17 protein-coding genes are annotated in these 20,332 nt (G+C 59.8%); 11 read left to right on the forward strand and 6 right to left on the reverse strand.

The window, feature by feature from the left end; translation table 11 throughout:
* Window positions 1–116 precede the first annotated feature (116 nt).
* On the forward strand, window positions 117–1,409 hold the full coding sequence (gene cytX / locus ACA063_RS02320; RefSeq protein ID WP_497664638.1) for a putative hydroxymethylpyrimidine transporter CytX: 1,293 nt from the start codon (window positions 117–119) through the stop codon (window positions 1,407–1,409).
* Here cytX and ACA063_RS02325 read toward each other — a convergent pair.
* Window positions 1,378–2,124 (reverse strand): RsiV family protein, encoded by a 747-nt coding sequence (locus ACA063_RS02325; RefSeq protein WP_497664639.1) that lies wholly within the window; start codon window positions 2,122–2,124, stop codon window positions 1,378–1,380. The two genes, cytX and ACA063_RS02325, sit on opposite strands and share 32 nt — an antisense overlap.
* Window positions 2,125–2,334: 210 nt before the next feature.
* Here ACA063_RS02325 and ACA063_RS02330 point away from each other — a divergent pair, with 210 nt between their 5' ends.
* From ACA063_RS02330 to ACA063_RS02370, 9 genes are all read left to right on the forward strand, one after another.
* Complete coding sequence (locus ACA063_RS02330; RefSeq protein WP_497664640.1) at window positions 2,335–2,952, forward strand: NUDIX domain-containing protein; 618 nt, start codon at window positions 2,335–2,337, stop codon at window positions 2,950–2,952.
* The gene (locus tag ACA063_RS02335; protein ID WP_497664641.1) at window positions 2,943–3,395 is read left to right on the forward strand and encodes a DUF1249 domain-containing protein; all 453 of its coding nucleotides are present in this window, start codon (window positions 2,943–2,945) and stop codon (window positions 3,393–3,395) included. The genes ACA063_RS02330 and ACA063_RS02335 overlap by 10 nt, the downstream gene beginning before the upstream one ends.
* 106 nt (window positions 3,396–3,501) lie before the next feature.
* Window positions 3,502–4,317: a 3',5'-cyclic-AMP phosphodiesterase gene (gene cpdA, locus ACA063_RS02340; protein WP_497664642.1), complete on the forward strand. Its 816-nt coding sequence runs from the start codon at window positions 3,502–3,504 to the stop codon at window positions 4,315–4,317.
* Between the two features lie 188 nt (window positions 4,318–4,505).
* Window positions 4,506–5,114, forward strand: a complete 609-nt coding sequence (locus ACA063_RS02345; RefSeq protein WP_497664643.1) for a YqiA/YcfP family alpha/beta fold hydrolase — start codon at window positions 4,506–4,508, stop codon at window positions 5,112–5,114.
* Between the two features lie 51 nt (window positions 5,115–5,165).
* Window positions 5,166–7,070, forward strand: coding sequence for a DNA topoisomerase IV subunit B (gene parE / locus ACA063_RS02350; RefSeq protein ID WP_194691596.1), 1,905 nt, complete (start codon window positions 5,166–5,168; stop codon window positions 7,068–7,070).
* Window positions 7,070–8,056, forward strand: a complete 987-nt coding sequence (locus tag ACA063_RS02355) for an esterase-like activity of phytase family protein (protein WP_497664644.1) — start codon at window positions 7,070–7,072, stop codon at window positions 8,054–8,056. Before parE ends, ACA063_RS02355 begins: the two co-directional genes overlap by 1 nt.
* On the forward strand, window positions 8,053–8,577 hold the full coding sequence (locus ACA063_RS02360) for a retropepsin-like aspartic protease family protein (RefSeq protein WP_497664645.1): 525 nt from the start codon (window positions 8,053–8,055) through the stop codon (window positions 8,575–8,577). The genes ACA063_RS02355 and ACA063_RS02360 overlap by 4 nt, the downstream gene beginning before the upstream one ends.
* 7 nt (window positions 8,578–8,584) lie before the next feature.
* A complete protein-coding gene (parC, locus tag ACA063_RS02365) occupies window positions 8,585–10,852 on the forward strand; it encodes a DNA topoisomerase IV subunit A (protein WP_162437131.1) in 2,268 nt (755 codons plus the stop codon).
* A gap of 176 nt (window positions 10,853–11,028) precedes the next feature.
* Entirely contained in the window at window positions 11,029–11,742 is a 714-nt protein-coding gene (locus tag ACA063_RS02370) for a PqiC family protein (protein WP_194691593.1), read from the forward strand.
* Between the two features lie 341 nt (window positions 11,743–12,083).
* Here the strand turns inward: ACA063_RS02370 and ACA063_RS02375 are convergent, their stop codons facing one another.
* The gene (locus tag ACA063_RS02375) at window positions 12,084–13,610 is read right to left on the reverse strand and encodes an AhpA/YtjB family protein (RefSeq protein WP_497664646.1); all 1,527 of its coding nucleotides are present in this window, start codon (window positions 13,608–13,610) and stop codon (window positions 12,084–12,086) included.
* A gap of 135 nt (window positions 13,611–13,745) precedes the next feature.
* On the opposite strand from ACA063_RS02375, the gene serB reads away from it, so the two are divergent.
* Window positions 13,746–14,960: a phosphoserine phosphatase SerB gene (serB, locus tag ACA063_RS02380; protein WP_162437128.1), complete on the forward strand. Its 1,215-nt coding sequence runs from the start codon at window positions 13,746–13,748 to the stop codon at window positions 14,958–14,960.
* A gap of 150 nt (window positions 14,961–15,110) precedes the next feature.
* On the opposite strand, the gene ACA063_RS02385 is transcribed toward serB, so the two are convergent.
* The 4 genes from ACA063_RS02385 to ACA063_RS02400 all read right to left on the reverse strand — a co-directional run bounded on the left by ACA063_RS02385 (window position 15,111) and on the right by ACA063_RS02400 (window position 20,313).
* Window positions 15,111–16,889 (reverse strand): cyclic-di-GMP receptor FimW-related protein, encoded by a 1,779-nt coding sequence (locus ACA063_RS02385; RefSeq protein WP_497664647.1) that lies wholly within the window; start codon window positions 16,887–16,889, stop codon window positions 15,111–15,113.
* A gap of 147 nt (window positions 16,890–17,036) precedes the next feature.
* Window positions 17,037–17,897: an archaetidylserine decarboxylase gene (gene asd, locus ACA063_RS02390; protein ID WP_497664648.1), complete on the reverse strand. Its 861-nt coding sequence runs from the start codon at window positions 17,895–17,897 to the stop codon at window positions 17,037–17,039.
* An 18-nt stretch (window positions 17,898–17,915) separates the two neighbouring features.
* On the reverse strand, window positions 17,916–18,731 hold the full coding sequence (locus tag ACA063_RS02395) for a rhodanese-like domain-containing protein (RefSeq protein WP_497664649.1): 816 nt from the start codon (window positions 18,729–18,731) through the stop codon (window positions 17,916–17,918).
* Window positions 18,732–18,774: 43 nt separating this feature from the next.
* On the reverse strand, window positions 18,775–20,313 hold the full coding sequence (locus tag ACA063_RS02400) for an HDOD domain-containing protein (protein WP_497664650.1): 1,539 nt from the start codon (window positions 20,311–20,313) through the stop codon (window positions 18,775–18,777).
* Between the last annotated feature and the right edge of the window lie 19 nt (window positions 20,314–20,332).

The following is a 20,332-nucleotide window of genomic DNA, read 5'->3' on the forward strand; positions in this document are numbered from 1 at the left end:
TCGAGAGCAGGCTGGCTCCCACATTGGATCTGTGGCGTTCACAAGTCCCCTGTGGGAGCCAGCCTGCTGACGATAGCGATCAATACAACAACAAAAGTCCCTCTGAGATAACACCCTTGAGCATTCAACCCAGCACTTATTCCCCAGACATCGCGGTGCCCACTGACAAACGTGTCTTCGGCGGCCGCGATCTCTTCTCCCTGTGGTTTTCCCTCGGCATCGGCCTGATGGTTCTGCAGACCGGCGCATTGCTGGCGCCAGGTCTGGGCCTGTCCGGCTCGCTGCTGGCGATCTTCCTCGGCACGCTGGTAGGTGTTCTGCTGCTGGCCGCCGTCGGCGTGATTGGCAGCGACACCGGCCTGTCGTCGATGGCCGCGCTCAAACTCAGCCTCGGCAAACACGGCGCGAGCCTGCCTGCGGTGCTGAACCTGCTGCAACTGATCGGTTGGGGCTCATTCGAAATCATCGTCATGCGTGACGCGGCCAGCCTGTTGGGTGCCCGTGCATTCAGCGAAGGCAGCGTATTGTCCAGTCCACTGCTCTGGACCCTGTTCTTCGGCGGTCTGGCGACCTTGCTGGCGGTCAGCGGCCCATTGACCTTTGTGCGACAGATCTTGCGTAAATGGGGGATCTGGTTGCTCTTGGCCGCCTGTATCTGGCTGACCTGGAACCTCTTCGCCAAAGCCGATCTGGCTGCCCTGTGGGCCCAGGCAGGTGATGGTTCGATGCCGTTTGCCGTGGGCTTCGATATCGCCATTGCCATGCCGCTGTCATGGCTGCCGCTGATTGCCGACTACTCGCGTTTCGGCAAGCGAGCCAGGAACGTCTTTGGCGGCACCGCAGTGGGTTTCTTTGTCGGCAACTTCTGGCTGATGAGCCTGGGCGTGGCCTACACCCTGGCGTTCGCGCCGAGCGGTGAAGTGAACGCATTGCTGTTGGCGCTGGCCGGTGCTGGCCTGGGGATTCCGCTGTTATTGATTCTGCTGGATGAATCGGAAAACGCCTTCGCCGACATTCACTCGGCGGCCGTATCCAGCGGGTTTTTGCTGCGCTTGAAAGTCGAGCATCTGGCCCTGGCCATCGGCGTGATCTGCACATTGATCGCCTTGCTGGCGCCATTGGCCCAGTACCAGAACTTCCTGCTGTTGATCGGCTCGGTGTTTGCGCCGCTGTTTGGCGTGGTACTCGTGGATCACTTCATCCTGCGCAAGCGCAGTGCTCAAGTGGCGTCAGCCGCATTGCGCTGGCCGGCGCTGCTCGCCTGGTTGGGCGGGGTGAGCACGTATCACTTGCTGGCCAATCTCTACCCGGACATCGGCGCAACCCTGCCGTCGTTGATTCTGGCAGGGTTGCTACAGCTGGTGCTGGGTCGGGCCTTCAGTTGCGGCCAGGAAACAGCTCGGGCTTGAGAATGCCGTTCAGGCGAGGGTAGGGGATCTTCAGTTCGACGTGGCCCAGCGCGTAAGGCGCGATGGTGCTGGTTTCGTACTTGAGGATCACCCCACCGTAGGTCAGCGCCACGTTCTGGGTCTTCTGGAACGGCCAGCTCTTCACGAACTCTGCTTCCTGATCGAGCTTGGTGCTGATCAACCAGCTGTTATGCGCCACTTGCGCGGCTTTCCAGAATGCCTCTTCCTGCCCTGGCAACAACATGTCAGAGAGCGTCAGCACCTTGTGCTGCTGGCGCGAATAGTTGATGAAGCTGCGGCCTGGAGTGCCATGTGCGCCGCCGGTGTCCAGGTAGCTGGAAAACTCGACGATCACCAAGCCGTCATGCTGCTCACGTACCTTGGCCTGCAGGTAGCTGCTGTAACGCGGGCCGGCGGTGCGCAAAAACTCGTCACGATATGCCGCCAGCGATGGCGCTACCGGGGCGTCGGGGGATGTGCGGGTCATTTGCAGCAGGCGTTTTTCGATGATGCCGTCCAGCGCAGGTTCTGCAGGGAAACGCAGCGTGTCGATGTTGACCAGCGGGCAATCAGGTGTCGTGCAGCCAGGTTTCAGCTGTTCGGACGCATCGCGGGTCGTTTCCAGCGGCGCCCGATAGTTGGGCTGGAACAGGCTCTGGCAAGCGCCCAGAGTCAAAGCGATTGCGGCCACGGAGGCGATTTTAAAAAGCGACATGGGCGTCCTTGATAAAACTGGGAAAGGCGAAAAGTTATCCGCTTCGACTCTCAACGAAGCAGTCAGTTCGCCACTAAGCTAATTAGAGTTGGTTTCGCTCCCACCGTCTATCCCGATGACGGGAAAGGGGCTGCATCAAACGTCACGGGCGCGTTAGGATGGCGCGAAGTCGAGGCTGGAGCCTCGGTGTGTGTAGATACGAGGATTGTCATGACTGATTTTGCCAACGCCATTCCGACCGCCGTTGATATCGTTCGGCGCGAAAAGTGCTACGAGGGCTTTTACAAGCTTGATCGTGTGCACTTGCGCCACGAATTGTTCGCCGGGGGCATGAGCCGCGAAATCAATCGGGAAGTGTTCGTCCGCCACGACGCCGTCTGTGTGTTGCCCTACGACCCGCAGCGCGACGAAGTAGTGTTGATCGAACAGTTTCGCGTCGGCGCCATGGGCAAGACCGATAACCCCTGGCTGATCGAACTGGTCGCTGGTCTGATCGACAAGGATGAAGTACCGGAAGAAGTTGCTCACCGCGAAGCGCAGGAGGAAGCTGGGCTTGTGTTCGGGGCGCTCTGGCCGATGACCAAATATTTTCCATCGCCGGGCGGCAGTAACGAATTCGTGCATTTGTTCCTGGGGCGTTGCGACAGTGCCGGAGCTGGCGGCCTGCATGGGCTGGAGGAAGAAGCAGAAGATATTCGCGTCACGGTCTGGGCGTTCGAGGATGCCTTGCAAGCCGTACGCGACGGACGAATTGCCAACGCGGCCAGCATCATTGCCTTGCAATGGTTAGCTTTAAACCGCGCTGAAGTGAGGGGGTTATGGTCGTAAACAAACCGCGCGATCGCTATCGGGTTGACCTCGTGGGGCTGCAAGCCTCCTGCGAGGCCAACTACGCGCGCCTGATGCGACTGCTCCCGGACATGCGCAACGAGCCGGCAGCCCGGCGCATTGCCGTGACCCATGGCGATCAGATGCTCGGCGTATTGGCGCTGGAAGTCTTGCAGGTCTGTCCGTACACCACCACGTTGCAAGTGCGCCAGGAGCACAGCCTGCCGTGGCTGCCGGTGCCCCAGCTGGAAGTTCAGGTTTATCACGATGCCTGCATGGCGGAAGTCGTCAGCGCCGAACATGCACGACGCTTCCGTGGCATCTATCCTTATCCGAACGCGTCGATGCATCAACCGGACGAAAAAGCTCAGCTGAATATGTTCCTGGGGGAATGGTTGAGCCATTGTCTGGCGTTGGGGCATGAGTACGAAGCTGTGCGTTAAGTGCCAGATGTGAACTGTGTTCGGTTCACAGCGTTCCTCTTTTGATCGTCCCCCAGCATAATTGCGGCACTTACCCGAACCCGTGATTCAGCCTTGGGAGAACGCCTTGCCGAGCGTATCCACATTGACCACCGCCGATTCGGCGTTGCTGGTGCAACTGTCCGACAGTCATCTGTTTGCCGAAGCGGACGGGACGTTGTTGGGCATGAATACCCGCGACAGTCTGATGAAGGTCATCGAGCTGGTGCGCGCTCAGCAGCCGAAAATCGACCTGATCGTCGCCAGTGGTGATTTGTCTCAAGACGGAACGCTGGAGTCTTATCAGCTGTTTCGTGACCTGACTCGACAGCTCGACGCACCGGCGCGCTGGATCCCCGGAAATCACGATGAACCAAACATCATGGCCGAAGCCGCGGTGCAGAGCGCGCTGCTGGAGCCGGTGGTGGATCTCGGGAACTGGCGCGTCACCTTGCTGGATTCCGCCGTGCCGGGTTCGGTGCCGGGATATTTTCAGGACGAACAGTTGCAACTGCTGGCCCGTTCGTTGAGCGAGGCGCCGGAGCGGCATCATCTTGTGTGTTTTCACCATCATCCGGTGTCGATCGGCTGTGCATGGATGGAGCCCATCGGATTGCGAAATCCCGAAGCGCTGTTTGCGGTGCTGGATCGGTTTCCCCAGGTGCGCGCGGTTTTGTGGGGGCATGTTCACCAAGAGATCGATCGGGAGCGTAATGGCGTGCGGTTGATGGCCTCTCCCTCTACCTGTATTCAGTTCGAGCCTGGCAGTGAAGATTTCAAGGTAGGCGATCAGGCGCCAGGCTACCGGTGGATGCGGTTGTTGCCCGACGGGCAGATTGAAACCGGCGTGGAGCGCGTCACCGGCTTCGATAACACGGTCGATTACGGCTCCAACGGCTACTGACGCATCCCTTGTAGGAGCTGTCGAGTGAAACGAGGCTGCGATCTTTTGATCTTTTTTTAAGGACAAGATCAAAAGATCGCAGCCTCGTTTCACTCGACAGCTCCTACAAGGAATCGCATTCATCGGCATCCAGCGCGCCCGACTCCCTGTAAACTCCGCCTTCTTTACCCGACGCACAGGGAGCTCAAATGTCTGGTTCGATCCTTTATATCCATGGTTTCAACAGCGCGCCTGCTTCGAAAAAGGCCACTCAGTTGATGGACGTGATGGACCGCCTGGGCTTGAGCGATCAATTGCGCGTTCCGGCCTTGCATCACCACCCGCGTGAAGCCATCGGTCAGCTGGAGCAGGCGATTAGCGAGCTGGGGCGGCCTCTGCTGGTCGGCAGCTCACTCGGCGGCTACTATGCGACTCACTTGGCCGAGCGCCACGGCCTCAAGGCCCTGTTGATCAATCCTGCCGTGAGTCCGCACCGGATGTTCGACGGGTTTCTGGGGGCGCAAACAAACCTGTACACCGATGAGACCTGGGAAATGACCCACGACCACGTGACGGCCCTGGCCGAGCTGGAAGTGCCGGCACCTCAGGACCCACAGCGGTATCAGGTGTGGTTGCAGACCGGCGACGAAACGCTGGACTACCGCCTCGCCCAGCAGTACTACCGGGCCTGTGGCTTGCGCATCCAGGCCGGTGGCGACCATGGTTTCCAGGGTTTTGCCAGGCAATTGCCGGCCATGTTGAGTTTTGCCGGCATCGGCGCAGATGTGTATCAGTCGATCGATTTCGAAGCACTGTGACCGGCCTCTTTTTCACAGAACACTTTTTTCACTGAAGGACGACGAGACCCCATGGCCACTCCCAGCGCTAGCTCTTATAACGCAGACGCCATCGAAGTCCTCTCGGGCCTCGACCCGGTGCGCAAACGCCCCGGCATGTACACCGACACCAGTCGGCCGAACCACCTTGCCCAGGAAGTCATCGACAACAGCGTCGACGAAGCCTTGGCCGGGCATGCCTCCTCGGTGCAGGTCATCCTGCATGCCGATCACTCCCTGGAAGTCAGCGATGACGGTCGTGGCATGCCCGTGGACATCCACCCGGAAGAAGGTGTGTCGGGCGTTGAACTGATCCTCACCAAGCTCCATGCCGGCGGCAAGTTTTCCAACAAGAACTACCAGTTCTCCGGCGGTTTGCACGGGGTGGGTATTTCCGTGGTTAACGCCTTGTCGACCGAAGTCCGGGTGCGCGTAAAGCGTGACGGCAACGAATACCAGATGACTTTCGCAGACGGTTACAAGAAAACCGATCTGGAAGTGATCGGTACCGTCGGCAAGCGCAATACCGGCACCAGCGTGTTTTTTGCTCCGGACCCGAAGTACTTCGACTCTCCGAAATTTTCCATCAGCCGCCTCAAGCACGTGCTCAAGGCCAAGGCTGTACTGTGCCCGGGACTGCTGGTCAGTTTCGAAGACAAAGCCACAGGCGAAAAAGTCGAATGGCATTACGAAGACGGCCTGCGTTCCTACCTGGTCGATGCGGTCAGCGAGTTCGAGCGCCTGCCGGACGAGCCTTTCTGCGGCAGCCTGGCCGGCAATAAAGAAGCGGTCGATTGGGCGCTGCTGTGGTTGCCGGAAGGTGGCGACAGCGTTCAGGAAAGCTACGTCAACCTGATCCCGACGGCCCAGGGCGGTACACACGTCAACGGTTTGCGTCAGGGCCTGCTCGATGCCATGCGCGAGTTCTGCGAATTCCGCAGCCTGCTGCCCCGTGGCGTGAAGCTGGCGCCGGAAGACGTCTGGGAACGCATTGCCTTCGTCCTGTCGATGAAAATGCAGGAACCGCAATTCTCTGGCCAGACCAAGGAACGCCTGTCATCCCGTGAGGCGGCGGCGTTTGTTTCCGGTGTGGTCAAGGACGCGTTCAGCCTGTGGCTCAACGCCAACCCGGAAACGGGCATGATGCTGGCGGAGCTGGCAATCAATAACGCTGGCCGTCGCCTGAAGGCCAGCAAGAAGGTCGAGCGCAAGCGCATCACCGCGGGCCCGGCACTGCCCGGCAAACTCGCCGACTGCGCCGGGCAGGACCCGATGCGTTCCGAACTGTTTCTGGTGGAAGGTGATTCCGCTGGCGGTTCGGCCAAGCAGGCGCGAGACAAGGAGTTTCAAGCGATTCTGCCGTTGCGCGGCAAGATCCTGAACACCTGGGAAGTCGACGGCAGCGAAGTGCTGGCGAGCCAGGAAGTGCACAACATCGCCGTGGCCATCGGTGTCGATCCCGGCTCGGCGGACATCGCCCAGCTGCGCTACGGCAAGATCTGCATCCTCGCCGACGCCGACTCCGACGGTCTGCACATCGCCACATTGCTGTGCGCGCTGTTCGTCCAGCACTTCCGCCCGTTGGTGGATGCCGGTCACGTTTATGTCGCCATGCCGCCGCTGTACCGTATCGACCTCGGCAAAGAGATTTACTACGCCCTGGACGAAGCCGAGCGCGACGGCATTCTCGATCGCCTGGTGGCCGAGAAGAAACGCGGCAAGCCGCAGGTCACCCGATTCAAAGGTCTGGGTGAAATGAACCCGCCACAGCTGCGCGAAACCACCATGGACCCGAACACTCGGCGCCTCGTGCAGTTGACCCTTGAAGATTACGACGCAACCGCAGAAATGATGGACATGCTGCTGGCGAAAAAACGCGCCGGCGACCGCAAGTCCTGGCTGGAATCCAAAGGCAACCTGGCCGAGGTTCTTGGTTGATGCGGGTTGGCTTTGCCCTGTTGTCTGCGTTACTCCTGAGTTCGACGGCACTGGCCGAACCGACTCCGGAGCTGCGCCTGTTATCCGAGCATGCCGTCGAAGGCATGCACGGTGGCAACCTGTCGGGGCTGGCGCAGTGCGGCGAGGCACTGTGGACGATCTCCGATCGAGACGATAATCAGATCTACCGTCTCGATACCCGCCAAGACACCTGGCAAGCTGAAGCCGTGCCGATCGATGTCCCGATCGTGCCTGCCAGTGGTTTGCCGTGGGGGTTGAGTTCGCGCAGTTGGGCGGCCTCTTTCGTTCGCGGTGGCGACCTGGATTTTGAAGGCATCACCTGCGACAGCGCCGGCAATCGTTACATCGTCAGCGAGTCCCATGCCGCGGTGCTGCAAGTACCGCCATCGGGACCGGCATCCTGGCTGAAAATCTCGCCGATGCTGGTTCGCGAGGCACGGGCCAGTGGCATGCTGTTGCACTTCAATGCGCTGTTCGAAGGTCTCGCGATCAACCCGGAAGGTGACAAGTTGTGGCTGGCCGCCGAACGCGATCGTCGCGGTTTGCTGTTGATCAAGCGCAAACAAGTCGTCTGGGATTGCGATGGGGGTTGCGTGCTGCTGAGCGAGGCCGGGAAGGAAATGCAGCCTGCGCAGTTTCGCAAGGCCAAGGCGGTTTCCCGGGATTTTGCCGACCTTTCATTGTTCGACGGCAAGCTGTTTACCCTTGAGCGCAACGCCTACAAGATCTGCCGCCGCGATGCAGTAACGGCAAAGGTCGAGCGCTGCTGGTCATATGCCGCCGAGTTGTTGCAGGAAAGCCGGCAGTACCCACAAGGCTATGGCCTTGAAGAAGCATTGGTCGTGGACGCCAAAGGTGTCTGGATCGGTGTCGATAACAACGTGGGTGTCCGCGACGATGGCGAAGTTCGTCCGATCGTTTGGCGTTTCGCCGCACCTGAAGGCGGCTGGAGTGCCAAGCCGTGAGTCAGCAGACGCCGGGCAAACGCGCCGGTCGGGTGTTGATGGTGTTGGCCTGGTGCGCGGCATTGTTTCTGGCGACGCGGTTTTTTGGCCAGTGGGAAGCGCGGCAGGAAAATCCCAATGTCGTCGTCAACTCGGAGCAGGGCGAAGGTTTTATCGAGGTGAAACTGGTCAGTAACCGTCAGGGGCATTTCGTTGCCAGCGGCCAGATCAACGGCCAGCCAGTGGATTTCATGCTGGACACGGGGGCAACCGATGTTTCTATCCCGGCGGAAATGGCCAAGCAGCTGAAACTGGAAGAAGGCTTCGGCGTCACCCTGAGCACGGCCAACGGCTTGAGCCAGGGTTATAGAACCCGAATCGACCGTTTGCAGGTGGGCGATATTGTCTTGCGTGATGTACGTGCGCTGGTCGCGCCCGGCCTGGGCGGTAAACAGGTGCTGCTCGGTATGAGCGCGCTGAACAAACTTGAATTTATCCAGCGCGGTGGCACCATGCTGCTGCGCCAGACAACGAACCGATGAGGCCCGCATGAGCGACTCCCTTGATCTCAGCCTGGACGGTGTAGAACGCCGGTCGCTGGCTGACTTCACCGAAAATGCCTACCTCAACTACTCCATGTACGTGATCATGGACCGTGCCTTGCCGCATATCGGCGACGGCCTGAAGCCGGTACAGCGGCGCATCATCTATGCGATGAGCGAGTTGGGGCTGGACGCCGATTCCAAACACAAGAAATCGGCGCGTACCGTCGGTGACGTGCTCGGTAAATTCCACCCGCACGGCGACTCGGCCTGCTACGAAGCCATGGTGCTCATGGCTCAGCCGTTCAGCTACCGCTACACGCTGGTCGACGGGCAGGGCAACTGGGGTGCGCCGGATGATCCCAAGTCTTTTGCGGCCATGCGATACACCGAGGCGCGGCTCTCGCGTTACTCCGAAGTACTGCTCAGCGAGTTGGGCCAGGGCACTGCGGATTGGGGCCCGAACTTCGACGGCACCCTCGACGAACCCCTGGTTTTGCCGGCACGTTTGCCGAACATCCTGCTCAACGGTACCACCGGTATTGCGGTGGGTATGGCCACCGACGTTCCGCCGCACAACCTGCGCGAAGTCGCCACCGCCTGCGTGCGCTTGCTCGATGAGCCTAAAGCCACGGTCGAACAGCTTTGTGAACACATCCAGGGCCCGGACTACCCGACCGAAGCGGAGATCATCACGCCGCGTGCCGATCTGCTGAAAATGTACGAAACCGGCAAGGGCTCGGTGCGCATGCGCGCCGTTTACCACATCGAAGACGGCGACATCATCGTCACCGCGTTGCCGCATCAAGTGTCCGGCGCCAAGGTGCTGGAACAGATCGCTGCGATGATGCAGGCCAAACCGTCCAAAGCGCCGCAGATCGCTGATCTGCGAGATGAATCCGATCACGAGAACCCGTGCCGGATCGTGATCATTCCGGGCGCCCGGAAAAATTTCGACCACGATGCGCTGATGCAGCATCTGTTCGCCAGCACCGAGCTGGAGTCGAGCTACCGGGTCAACGTCAACATCATCGGCCTGGACGGCAAGCCGCAGCTGAAAAACCTGCGTGCGTTGCTGGTTGAATGGCTGGAATTCCGGGTGCAGACCGTGCGTCGTCGCCTGCAATTCCGTCTCGACAAAGTCGAGCGCCGCCTGCACCTGTTGGACGGTTTGTTGATTGCCTACCTCAACCTGGATGAAGTGATTCACATCATCCGCACTGAGGAACACCCGAAAGCCGCGCTGATCGCCCGTTTTGCGCTGAGCGAAATCCAGGCCGACTACATTCTCGACACCCGCTTGCGCCAGTTGGCGCGACTGGAAGAAATGAAGCTGCGTGCCGAGCAGGATGAACTGCTCAAGGAACAAGCCAAACTGCAAGCCCTGCTGGGCAGCGAAGCCAAGTTGAAGAAACTGGTACGCACCGAGCTGATCAAGGACGCCGAAACCTATGGCGATGATCGCCGTTCGCCAATCGTCGAGCGCACCGAAGCCAAGGCCCTGACTGAGCACGATCTGCTGCCGAACGAGAAAGTGACTGTCGTCTTGTCGGAAAAAGGCTGGGTGCGCTCCGCCAAAGGCCACGAGATCGATGCTACCGGGCTGTCTTACAAGGCCGGGGATGGTTTCAAGGCGCTGGCAGCGGGACGCTCGAACCAGTTCGCGGTGTTCATCGACTCCACTGGCCGTAGTTATTCGGTGGCCACGCACACGTTGCCATCGGCCCGAGGTCAGGGCGAACCACTGACCGGTCGTCTGACACCACCGCCAGGTGCGACGTTTGAATGCGTGCTGATGCCGGAAGACGATTCGCTGTACGTGATCGCGTCCGACGCCGGTTATGGCTTTGTAGTCAAAGGCGAAGACCTGCAAGCCAAGAACAAGGCGGGCAAGGCGCTGTTGAGCCTGCCGAACAACTCGAAGGTCATTCTTCCGCGGCCGGTGACGGATCGCGAGAACAACTGGCTGGCGTCGGTGACGACCGAAGGTCGCCTGCTCATCTTCAAGATCAGTGACCTGCCACAATTAGGTAAGGGCAAAGGCAACAAGATCATCGGCATCTCCGGTGAGCGCGTTGCCAACCGCGAAGAATATGTCACAGACATCGCCGTACTGCCGGAAGGTGCAACTCTGGTGCTCCAGGCCGGAAAACGTACCTTGTCACTGAAAGCAGACGACCTCGAACACTACAAAGGTGAACGTGGACGTCGTGGTAACAAATTGCCACGTGGCTTTCAGCGGGTCGATGCGCTGCTCGTCGAAAACCTCAATTAAGCGTCCTAGAGCGCTCGATCTACGATTTAACGCGTAGATCGACGCTTTGCCGCTGGAGTCGGAACGCATATTCACGGATGATATGGCCTTTCAAGCGCCGGCGTGGCCGAGCGTTCTTCATATTTATTGAGTATTTTCACAGTGGTTAGCCTTGTGGCAGCCACCTGGATGGGACGATGACTGCTCTGCGCCTTCCTTTTATTTTGATGCTCGCCGGGGTTCTTGGCCTGGCGGGTTGCAGCGTTCACCAGCCGGTGTCGCTGTATCAGCTGGACAGTGGAAGTCCGGCTGAGCCTGCACAAACTGCAGGCATGGCTGTATTGCTTGGCCCGGTAACGATTGCCGACTATCTGCAACGTGAAACCCTGTTGCAGCGTCAACCGGATGGCAGCCTCCAGGCGTCGACCGATGGTCGCTGGGCCGGGAGCTTGTCGTCGGATATCGATCAGTTGCTGTTGCGTCAGGTTGCCGGTCACCTGGACAGCCAGCGCGTTGTCCTCGCCCCCGCAACCGTGGGCTTCACGCCTGATGTACAGGTTTTGTTGACCATTACCCGTCTTGATTCGGGTGAGTCGCAACCGGCAATCCTTGACGCGCAATGGCGCCTGATCGATCGCCGTGGTCAGGTCCGCGATAACCGCATTGTGCATTTGCAGGAACAACATGCAGGTGGCACCGCGGCTCAGGTTCAGGCACAAGGTGTGTTGCTGCAGCGTCTGGCCGAACAGCTGTCGGTGGCACTCAAGCCACTGGCTAATCAGCCACCTATTGCTGAAGCCCCGAAAAAGCAGGCTGCCAAGCCTGTGGCACCTGCGGCTGAGAAGGATAAACAGCCGAAGATCCCGATGGCCTCGCCGATTCGGACAGATATGGAAGTATTCAGGTTCTAAGCCTGGATTGATTCAACACAAAGCCTGCAGAAATGCGGGCTTTGTTGTTTTTGCAGGTCAGAGAAGTGTCTAGCTAATGAACATAACGGATCCACACTTCCGCGCGTTGACCTCGGACTCTGCCCGCCGCACCACCGAGTCGGAGCAGAACCTCACCACCCCTGTAGGAGCTGTCGAGTGCAACGAGGCTGCGATCTTTTGATCTTTTAAAGGCAGGATCAAAAGATCGCAGCCTCGTTGCACTCGACAGCTCCTACAGGTGTGAGGTGATTCCGGGGTCGAATGGCAACAAAAAAGCCCGCAGACAATCACTCATCTGCGGGCTTCTTCACATCAGGGCTTCAGGCCCGGCGTTCATGCATCCGCGCCAGTTGCCGCTCCAGCATCGACGGATAAGGTTCCATCAACCGCTCCACACAGCAAGCGCCCTCGGGGCTGGCGATCGGCCGAATGCGCGCACGCTGACGGATCAGCACGTCATCGCTGATTTTGCGTTCCACCAGCAACAGGTTGCGGCTGTGTTGGGACAAGGCCAGGGCGTCCTGCGCGGACTCGGTCAGCAGCAGGTCGATCTGACTCAGGCCAAACAGACCATCGCCCAAGGTCAGGCCCAGTTGCAGTTGCAGGGTGATGCCGCTGTCAGCCACTTCTATCTGCAGTTGATGCCCCAGCGCGCGCAGCAACTCGCCGCAGCAGATGGCATTGGTCAGGTAGTCGTCGCCGCTGTCTTCGGTGTGGAACAGCATCAGCGTGCTGCCGTCGTTCAGGGTATGCAGTTCGCTCTGGTAGAGAGAAGCCGCCTGATCAAGGCAATCGCGGTAGCGTTTGAGCAATTCTTCCAGGCGTGTGCGCGGCAGGCGGCGCAGTTGATCCTGAGCGCCCAGTTGCACGGCCAGTACAGCACTGTGCTGAGGTACGTTGGACACCGGTGGTTTGACGACAGGTTTGGGTGCGCTCGCGAGCGTTTCTTCACGCAGATCTGCAAACGGATCCTCGTCGTCATCATCTTCGACCGTGCTGACAATATGCCGAGGCGCAGGCTTGAGGCCGGCGACAGGCTTGGTCTCATCGAAGCTTGGATCACGCAGGTTGCGGACTTCGAAGGCCGGCTCGTCGGCCTCTTCGTCTTCGGTTTCGTCGTACTCGGGCTCCGGTTCCGGCTCGGGCTCCACGGGTTCCGGGGCGAAGTTGGCGTGCAGTTGACGGGCCAGATCACCGATTTCATCCTGGCGCTCGGTGGCCGGGGTGTACTCGTCGATGTTGCGCAGCCAAACCCGCAATTGCAGCAGTGGCGTGGAAATGTGCCGACCCAGGCGCAGGCTCAGGGCCAGGGACAGCGCCAACAGAATCGCACTCAAAATGCCCATGCTTTGCAGGCTGATGGTCATCGGCTGCTGGAACTGATCCATGTCCAGGCTGATGCGCAGTTGCCCGGCGGTCACGTCCTGGAATGTGATCTTGCTCTGGTACATGCCCTCGGCTTCACCCAGCAAACTGTGCTTGGGACGCTGACCGGCTTCGGCGAGGATGCGGTTATCCACGCTATAGATGGCGGCGTGCGCCACCAGCTTGTTCTTGGTCAGGTTATTGAGCAGCACGTTGAGGCTGAGGATGTCGTTGGAGACCAACAACTCCGTAGCGGACGTGGCGGTTTGCGTGGTCAGGCTTTCACCCAGCGCATCCGCTTGCTCGTGCATGGCCTGCTTGAACTGCAAACCCATTACGCAGGCATAGATAACCAGGGCCAAAGCGACCAGGATCACGTTATGGCTGGCAATGCGTAATGCAATCGGTACACGGCGATGGCGCAGTGCCCGGAAGATCAGCAGAAAGAAGTTATCGGTTTTTACTGGCGTGGGCCGGTTCACTTGAGCTCGGCTCTTTTGTCCGTGAAGTTGACGCGCAGTATAGCGACAGGCCCTAGACCGGCAAAGCGCTGACGGTGCCCGATGGTCACTGAAAGTGGGTAGAATGCGGTTTTTTTCCACCTGCGGGGGTGCGCCTTGCGCGAAATCGTCCTGATAAACATCACGGGAGTCGACCGTCCGGGTCTGACTGCGGCCATTACCGGCGTTCTGGCACAGGGTGGTGTGAATATTCTCGACATCGGTCAGGCGGTCATCCACGACACCTTGTCGTTCGGGATCCTGGTTGAAATTCCTGACACCGAGCAAGGCAAGTCTGTCCTCAAGGACATTCTGTTCACCGCCTACAAGCTCGATCAGCAGGTGCGGTTCACGCCGGTGTCCGAGGAGGATTACCAGCAATGGGTCGGCAATCAGGGCAAGAAACGCCACATCGTCACCCTGTTGACCCGCAAAGTGACGGCCGAGCAGTTGCAGGCCGTGAGTTCGATTACCGCGAAATACGGCCTGAACATCGACCACATCGATCGTCTGTCCGGGCGTATGCCTCTGGACACTCCGGCCGACAAGGGCAAAGGGTGCATCGAGTTTTCCGTGCGCGGCGAAGCGGCCGATCCGCAAGCGCTTCGGGCTGAGTTCCTCAGCGTGGCGCAGGACCTGAATGTCGATATCGCTTTCCAGGAGGATTCATTGTTCCGCCGTAACCGTCGTCTGGCGGTGTTCGACATGGACTCCACGCTGATCGAAGCCGAAGTCATCGACGAATTGGCTAAAGCAGCCGGCGTAGGTGAGCAGGTCTCCGCGATTACCGAGCGGGCGATGGCCGGCGAGCTGGACTTCCGCGCCAGCTTCAAGGAGCGCCTGGCGTTGCTGCAAGGGCTTGACGTCAGCGTGCTGGACTCGATTGGTGCCTCCTTGCGCCTGACCGAAGGCGCAGAAACCCTGTTTGCCGAACTCAAACGCCTGGGTTACAAGACCGCGATTCTGTCGGGTGGCTTCACGTACTTCGCCAAGCAGTTGCAGGCCAAGCTGGGCATCGACTACGTGTTCGCCAATGAGCTGGAAGTGGTCGACGGCAAAGTCACCGGTGTGGCGGTCGAGCCTATTGTCGATGCGCAACGCAAAGCGGATTTGCTCAAAGAACTGGCGCACAAGGAAGGGTTGCGACTGGAGCAGACGATTGCCGTCGGCGACGGCGCCAACGACCTGCCGATGCTGGCGATTGCCGGTCTGGGCGTAGCGTTTCGCGCCAAGCCTTTGGTAAAGCAGTCGGCGAAGCAGGCGATTTCCACGCTTGGGCTGGATGGAGTGCTGTACCTGCTGGGCTTTCGGGATCGTGACGGGCAGCTCTGATTTTTGTATTGATTGAATGGGCCCCATCGCGAGCAGGCTCGCTCCCACAGTAGATCTCTGGCGCACACAAATGTGGTGTACGTCGAAGATCAGGAAATGTGGGAGTGAGCCTGCTCGCGATGGGCGCGCCTCGGTCTCACGGGCTCCCTCTCAAAGCGACTTCCACAACGAATCAAACTCCTCTTCAACGCCGCTCTCTGCGGCGTTTTCGTGTCTGGCAGTCTCCAGTGCACGGTAAGCAAACTGATTGAAGCTGTTGGTGCTCGCCACCCGCCGATCCAGGCCGGCGCGGCGTTCGTCGCCATTGGTGTTGATCATGACCTTATTGCCCTCCTGAAAAGGCAATCGGGGCGCCAGCAGTGTGGCGGGCAAGTCGGCCGCGCTGATGGCTGGCAATAAAAGGCCGCGCAAATAGTGGCTATGGTCATCACTCGAACGCATCAGTTGCAGGCCGCAAGGCTCGGCATAAGGCGCGACCTGTTCGATGCCCATTTGCGTTCCACCGCCACGGACCTGCCGAATCCAGCGTACCACTGCGATGCTCCAGCCTTGCCCTGCAACGTCCTCGATGCCGACCATCTCGCCCGCCTGAAGCTCGGTGGGTACCGCGCCAGGCCAGGCCAGGCAATAACCGCCGGGGCTGTGATTGATCACGGGCAGTGCATAGGTGGGAAAATGCCGGTTGCTGTCGGACGCTTCATTACTGTCATCGCTTTGCAGCTGCGGGTATTCAATCTCTTCGTAAGGCAGCATGGCATCTGTGTTGCCATGGGGCGCTGCATCAAAGGCGTGGCTCCATTGGTCATGCCCCTTCGCGGTCGGGGACGTCGCCGCAAATTTCGCGTGCCGGGAGCCCTGGTGTTTCAGCAGATCACTGAACGAGCGTTGTCCGCCCAGGTAATAGTGCAGGGCGCTCATGCCCACGCACAGGGTCAAGGTGCCCTGGCTGGCGGTACGCTGAAAACTGCGTTCGGCCGTCTGGCCCCAGGCTGCGATCAGGTGCTGCAACGTGTCGAGGTTCAACCCCGCAGGAACCAGCAAGGGGTTGGCACCTTCGGTTTTAAGCACATGGGCTTCGATAGCGGCGACTAACGGCTGCGGATCGATGGCCAGCAACTGCTCCTGCTGCTCGAGCCGGAATTTGGAGCGGTAACGTGGCCCGGTGTCGAGTTCCGGTGCGATGGCAAACAGCCCGTTGCCCGGTTTGCCGGGTTGCAGCTTGATCAAATGGCTCCAGGGTTCCAGCACTTCGGCGAGGCGAGCGATTTGGTTCTGGCGTAACTGATTGCAGCGCGCGGCGCCCAGCAGCAGCGCCGCGACATAGATTTGCTCGATGCTCAGGGTGTGTGTCTGGCTAGCCAGTTCGTCACGCAGGCTCAAATGTTGAAGTTGGTGCGAACAGGCGATCCGATACAGTTGATGCAATTCCAGCCATAGACCTTCCGGCACCGGACAGTAGAGCTGAGTGGCGCGAATCATGGGGCCGTTGAGGCAATGAATCGCTCGCTGCAACGCTTGGGTCAGCAGTGGCGCCCGGTCCTTGCTGTAGCGCGGGACGATGCGCACGACAATCTGTTTATAGCCAATCGCCAGATGGCTTTGCAGTGCCTGGCACAGGTTGGCGATTTTGCGTGAGCGTTCGTCGAGCACAATGGCCTGATGCAGGAAATGCCGCTCCAGGTGCTTGCAGACGTAGTACACCTCGGGTCGCAACAGTTCGAGCAGTTGCAGGCGGTTTTCACTGGGGGTGAGCAACTGGTTGAGTTCGCCCAGGCCCATATAGAGCTGGCGAGCGGTCTCGCCGATGTTGGCTTTGGGCAGATCGGCAATCCAGCGCTTAAGGTCGCGCGGGGTGGGCTCACAGAACGACAGTCGCAACTGTTCAGGGACGGGCGCACGGAGCAGCAGGAGGGGATTGGTCTCATTCATGCCGAAAACCATAGCAGGAATCACGCCCTGTAGGAGCTGCCGCAGGCTGCGATCTTTTGATCTTGAAAATCAAGATCAAAAGATCGCAGCCTGCGGCAGCTCCTACAGGGGGAGCGCCGCGCTAAGGTGCGGCGCATGAGGCTGGTATCAGGCTTTAGGCAATCCCAGCGCCTGGCCCATCTGCACCGGGGAAAGAGCACCCAGGCCTTCAGCCCACTTCACCTGGTCAGGCCCGAACAGCACGACCGCGGTCGATCCCAGCTTGAAGCGACCCAGTTCAGCACCTTTTTCCAAATGGATCGGCGCGCGAGCTGCTTCGTCGTAGCGGAAGGTTTTCAATTCGCGTTTTGGCGGTGTCACCAATCCGGCCCAGACGGTTTCGATCGACGCCACAATCATCGCGCCGACCAGCACTACAGCCATTGGCCCGCGCTCGGTGTCGAAAATGCACGCCACACGCTCGTTACGGGCGAACAGCTCTGGCACGTTTTCAGCCGTGGTCTGGTTGACCGAGAAGATGCGGCCCGGAATGTAGACCATTTCACGCAGGGTGCCGGCCAGTGGCATGTGCACGCGATGGTAGTCCTTCGGCGACAGGTAAATGGTCGCAAAGTCGCCGCCCATGAACGGCGCCGCGTTGGCCGAATCACCGCCCAGCAATTCCAGCACGCTGAAACTGTGGCCCTTGGCCTGGAACACGCGGCCGTGCTCGATCGGGCCGAGCTGGCTGACCGCGCCATCGGCCGGGCTGAGGATCGCGCCCGGCGTCTCATCCAGTGGGCGGGCACCGTCTTTCAGTGCGCGGGTGAAAAAGGCATTGAAGTGTTCATAGGCGGTCAGGTCTTCGACCAGTGCCTGAGACATATCCACCTGATAACGCTTGGCGAACCAGGCAGTGAACGCATTCTTGAACCAGCGCACGCGGCATTCGGCGATGCAGCCGGCCAGTCGCGAGAGCAAGTGGTGGGGCAGCAGGTATTGGCTGAGGATAAACAAACGCTTATTCATTAACTGTCCTTAAAAACCTTAATTCTCTATAGGGGTGTCGGGATGGTTGCCCCATTCGCCCCATGAGCCAGCGTAGCCCTTGACGCGCGGATAACCGAGCGCCTTGGCCACCAGATAAGTGAAGCCAGAGCGATGGTGAGTCTGGCAGTGAGTAATAACTTCTTTGTCCGGGGTGATCCCGAGTTGTTCCAGGATCTGCGGCATGTCTGTGCGGATGCGCAGGTTGCGCGCCTGATCCATGCCTGCGGTCCATTCAAAATTGACCGCGCCGGGAATGTGTCCGGCCCTCGCCGCCAGGACCTTCTCGCCGGAATACTCCAGCGGACCGCGTGCGTCCCAGATCGCCAGATCGGCGGCACCCAGGCGACTTTGCAGGTATTCGCGGGTGGCCGTAGGCTCGTCATGCAGGGTCAGGCTCACCGGACCGCCAACCGTGGCAGGGACCTCGGTCGACACCGGCAGGTCCTGCGCCAGCCAGGACAGCAGGCCGCCATCCACGTAGTGATAGTTTTTGTGGCCGATGACATCGAGCAACCAGATGAACCGTCCGGCCCAGCCGCCGCCTTCGTCGTCATACACCACGTAGACCGCGTCTTTATTATGGCCGAGTTCGCCGAACAGTGTTTCGAGTGCGGCGTGCGGCGGCATCAGGCCTGGAGCGGGTAGTTGGCCGAGTTGCGTGCGTTTGGGGTCGACAAAACGCGCGCCAGGAATATGCCCTTCGGCATAGCGGGCGCTGCTGGTCAGGTCCACCAGAATCAGATTGCGAGCGTCAAGACGGGCGAGCAGGTCGCCGGGCTCTATCACCAGCGCCAAGCCAGAGAAGTCAGACATGTGAGGTCTCCAGAGCACAAAAAGGAGGGATTGTAACGCAGCCTTATTGGCCGCGGTGGCTAAAGCTGTGCAGGGCCTTCTCGATGCACTGGGCGGTTTTCCCGAAGGCTTGCACGGTGATTTCCGAGAACGGTCCGCCACCCTGGTCGGCCACGACCAGCATGATCACCCGACCATTGTTGACCAATGACCTTAGCAGCAGATGTTCGCCACCAAAAAGTGAGCGCAGGCTCGCCGGTAACAGCGCCGAAAACTGCGCGCTGTTTTCCGGCGTCAGGCGGACCTGAGCCTGTTGCGCGAGCAATCGTTGCAGCACGGTGCTCTGACTCACCTGCAAATTCAGGCTCGATGCGTCCTTTGGCAAACCGGCGCACTGGTGCACGCGAAGATTGGCGTGAGTGCGATCGGCCATCAGGATCATCACACGTCGCATGCCGCAGGCGAGCAACGCGTCCCGGGCAGACGTGGTCAAATGCATCGCATTGGCGAAGCGACTCGGTTCCGCCAGCAGCTCGGCACATTGTTTACGCCATTTGGCCAAATCTTGCGCAGTGGGCGCCGGGGCCGCAAGCGAACCTGCCGCCACCCGGTTCATGCCCCACGGCCAGATCAGCGAGACGGCCGGGTGCCAAAGGTCGGGCATCGCGTGGTAACGGGCGCTATTGGCGGCCTGTTGGTGCAACTGCTGCTGCACGTGTTCCATCGGCACCTGGAGGTAAAGGCTGGTCAGGTACTGCCAGCGTTCACTGTGCGGACTGTCCCAGGCGTGTTGCGCCGACAGCGCCAGACCATTGGCCAGCAGTACCGTATTGGCCGGTTGATTGAGCCAGCGGCGCAGGGTCGGGTCGTCATCGAGGCGATTTTGCTGGCGCAATGGATGATCGCTGTCACGGGCAATGCGCAGGACCTGGACCAGTTCGCGCTGCTCGCTCATCAACAGTCGATAACCCTGCTGCACCCAGATCGGCAGGCGCCAGATATCGGCCAGGGCCTGGCAGATGTCCAGCAGGCGTACGCCGAACAACTGCTGTTCAACCTTGCGCGCGGATTCGCCTTTGTGAATCACCCGCAGTTCCCACTCCTGGAGCAGTTGCGGATGAGTCAAAGCCATCGGCCAAAGTGGCGAGAGGAACAACAGGCTGCCCCAGTGGATGTCCTGCCACAGCCGCGCCAGGCGATGGGCGAAAAAACCGTTGGCCTGTTGTGTGGCGTGCTGGCTGATCATTTGCAGCTGGCGCAAGGCGACAGGAATGTCCGATTGCGGGAGCGCAGGCAGGCGAGCGAGCATTTCTTCGGTACGCTTCAGACCCAGGCGATTGATCGCCACTTCAAGGTTCTCCGCCGGCTCACTCAAGCCGCCGTGTAGCTGCCGGTTGGCTTCGCGAATCACACTCAAGGCCAGGGCCGGACTGCCCTGCATCAATTCGGCAATGTCTCGCAACGAACTGCGGTTGTTGCGAATGGCGCTGCAAACGCGGTCATGACTGGCTTGCGGAACTGGCAGGCGAACGCCGTCGAGAAGCTTGATCCAGCCTTCGAGCGTGGAGGGTGTTGGTGTTGGAACGTTCGTTTCGTTAGCCATGGTTGGACGCGATCATCGT

The organism is Pseudomonas sp. LBUM1643 (genome assembly GCF_059716215.1).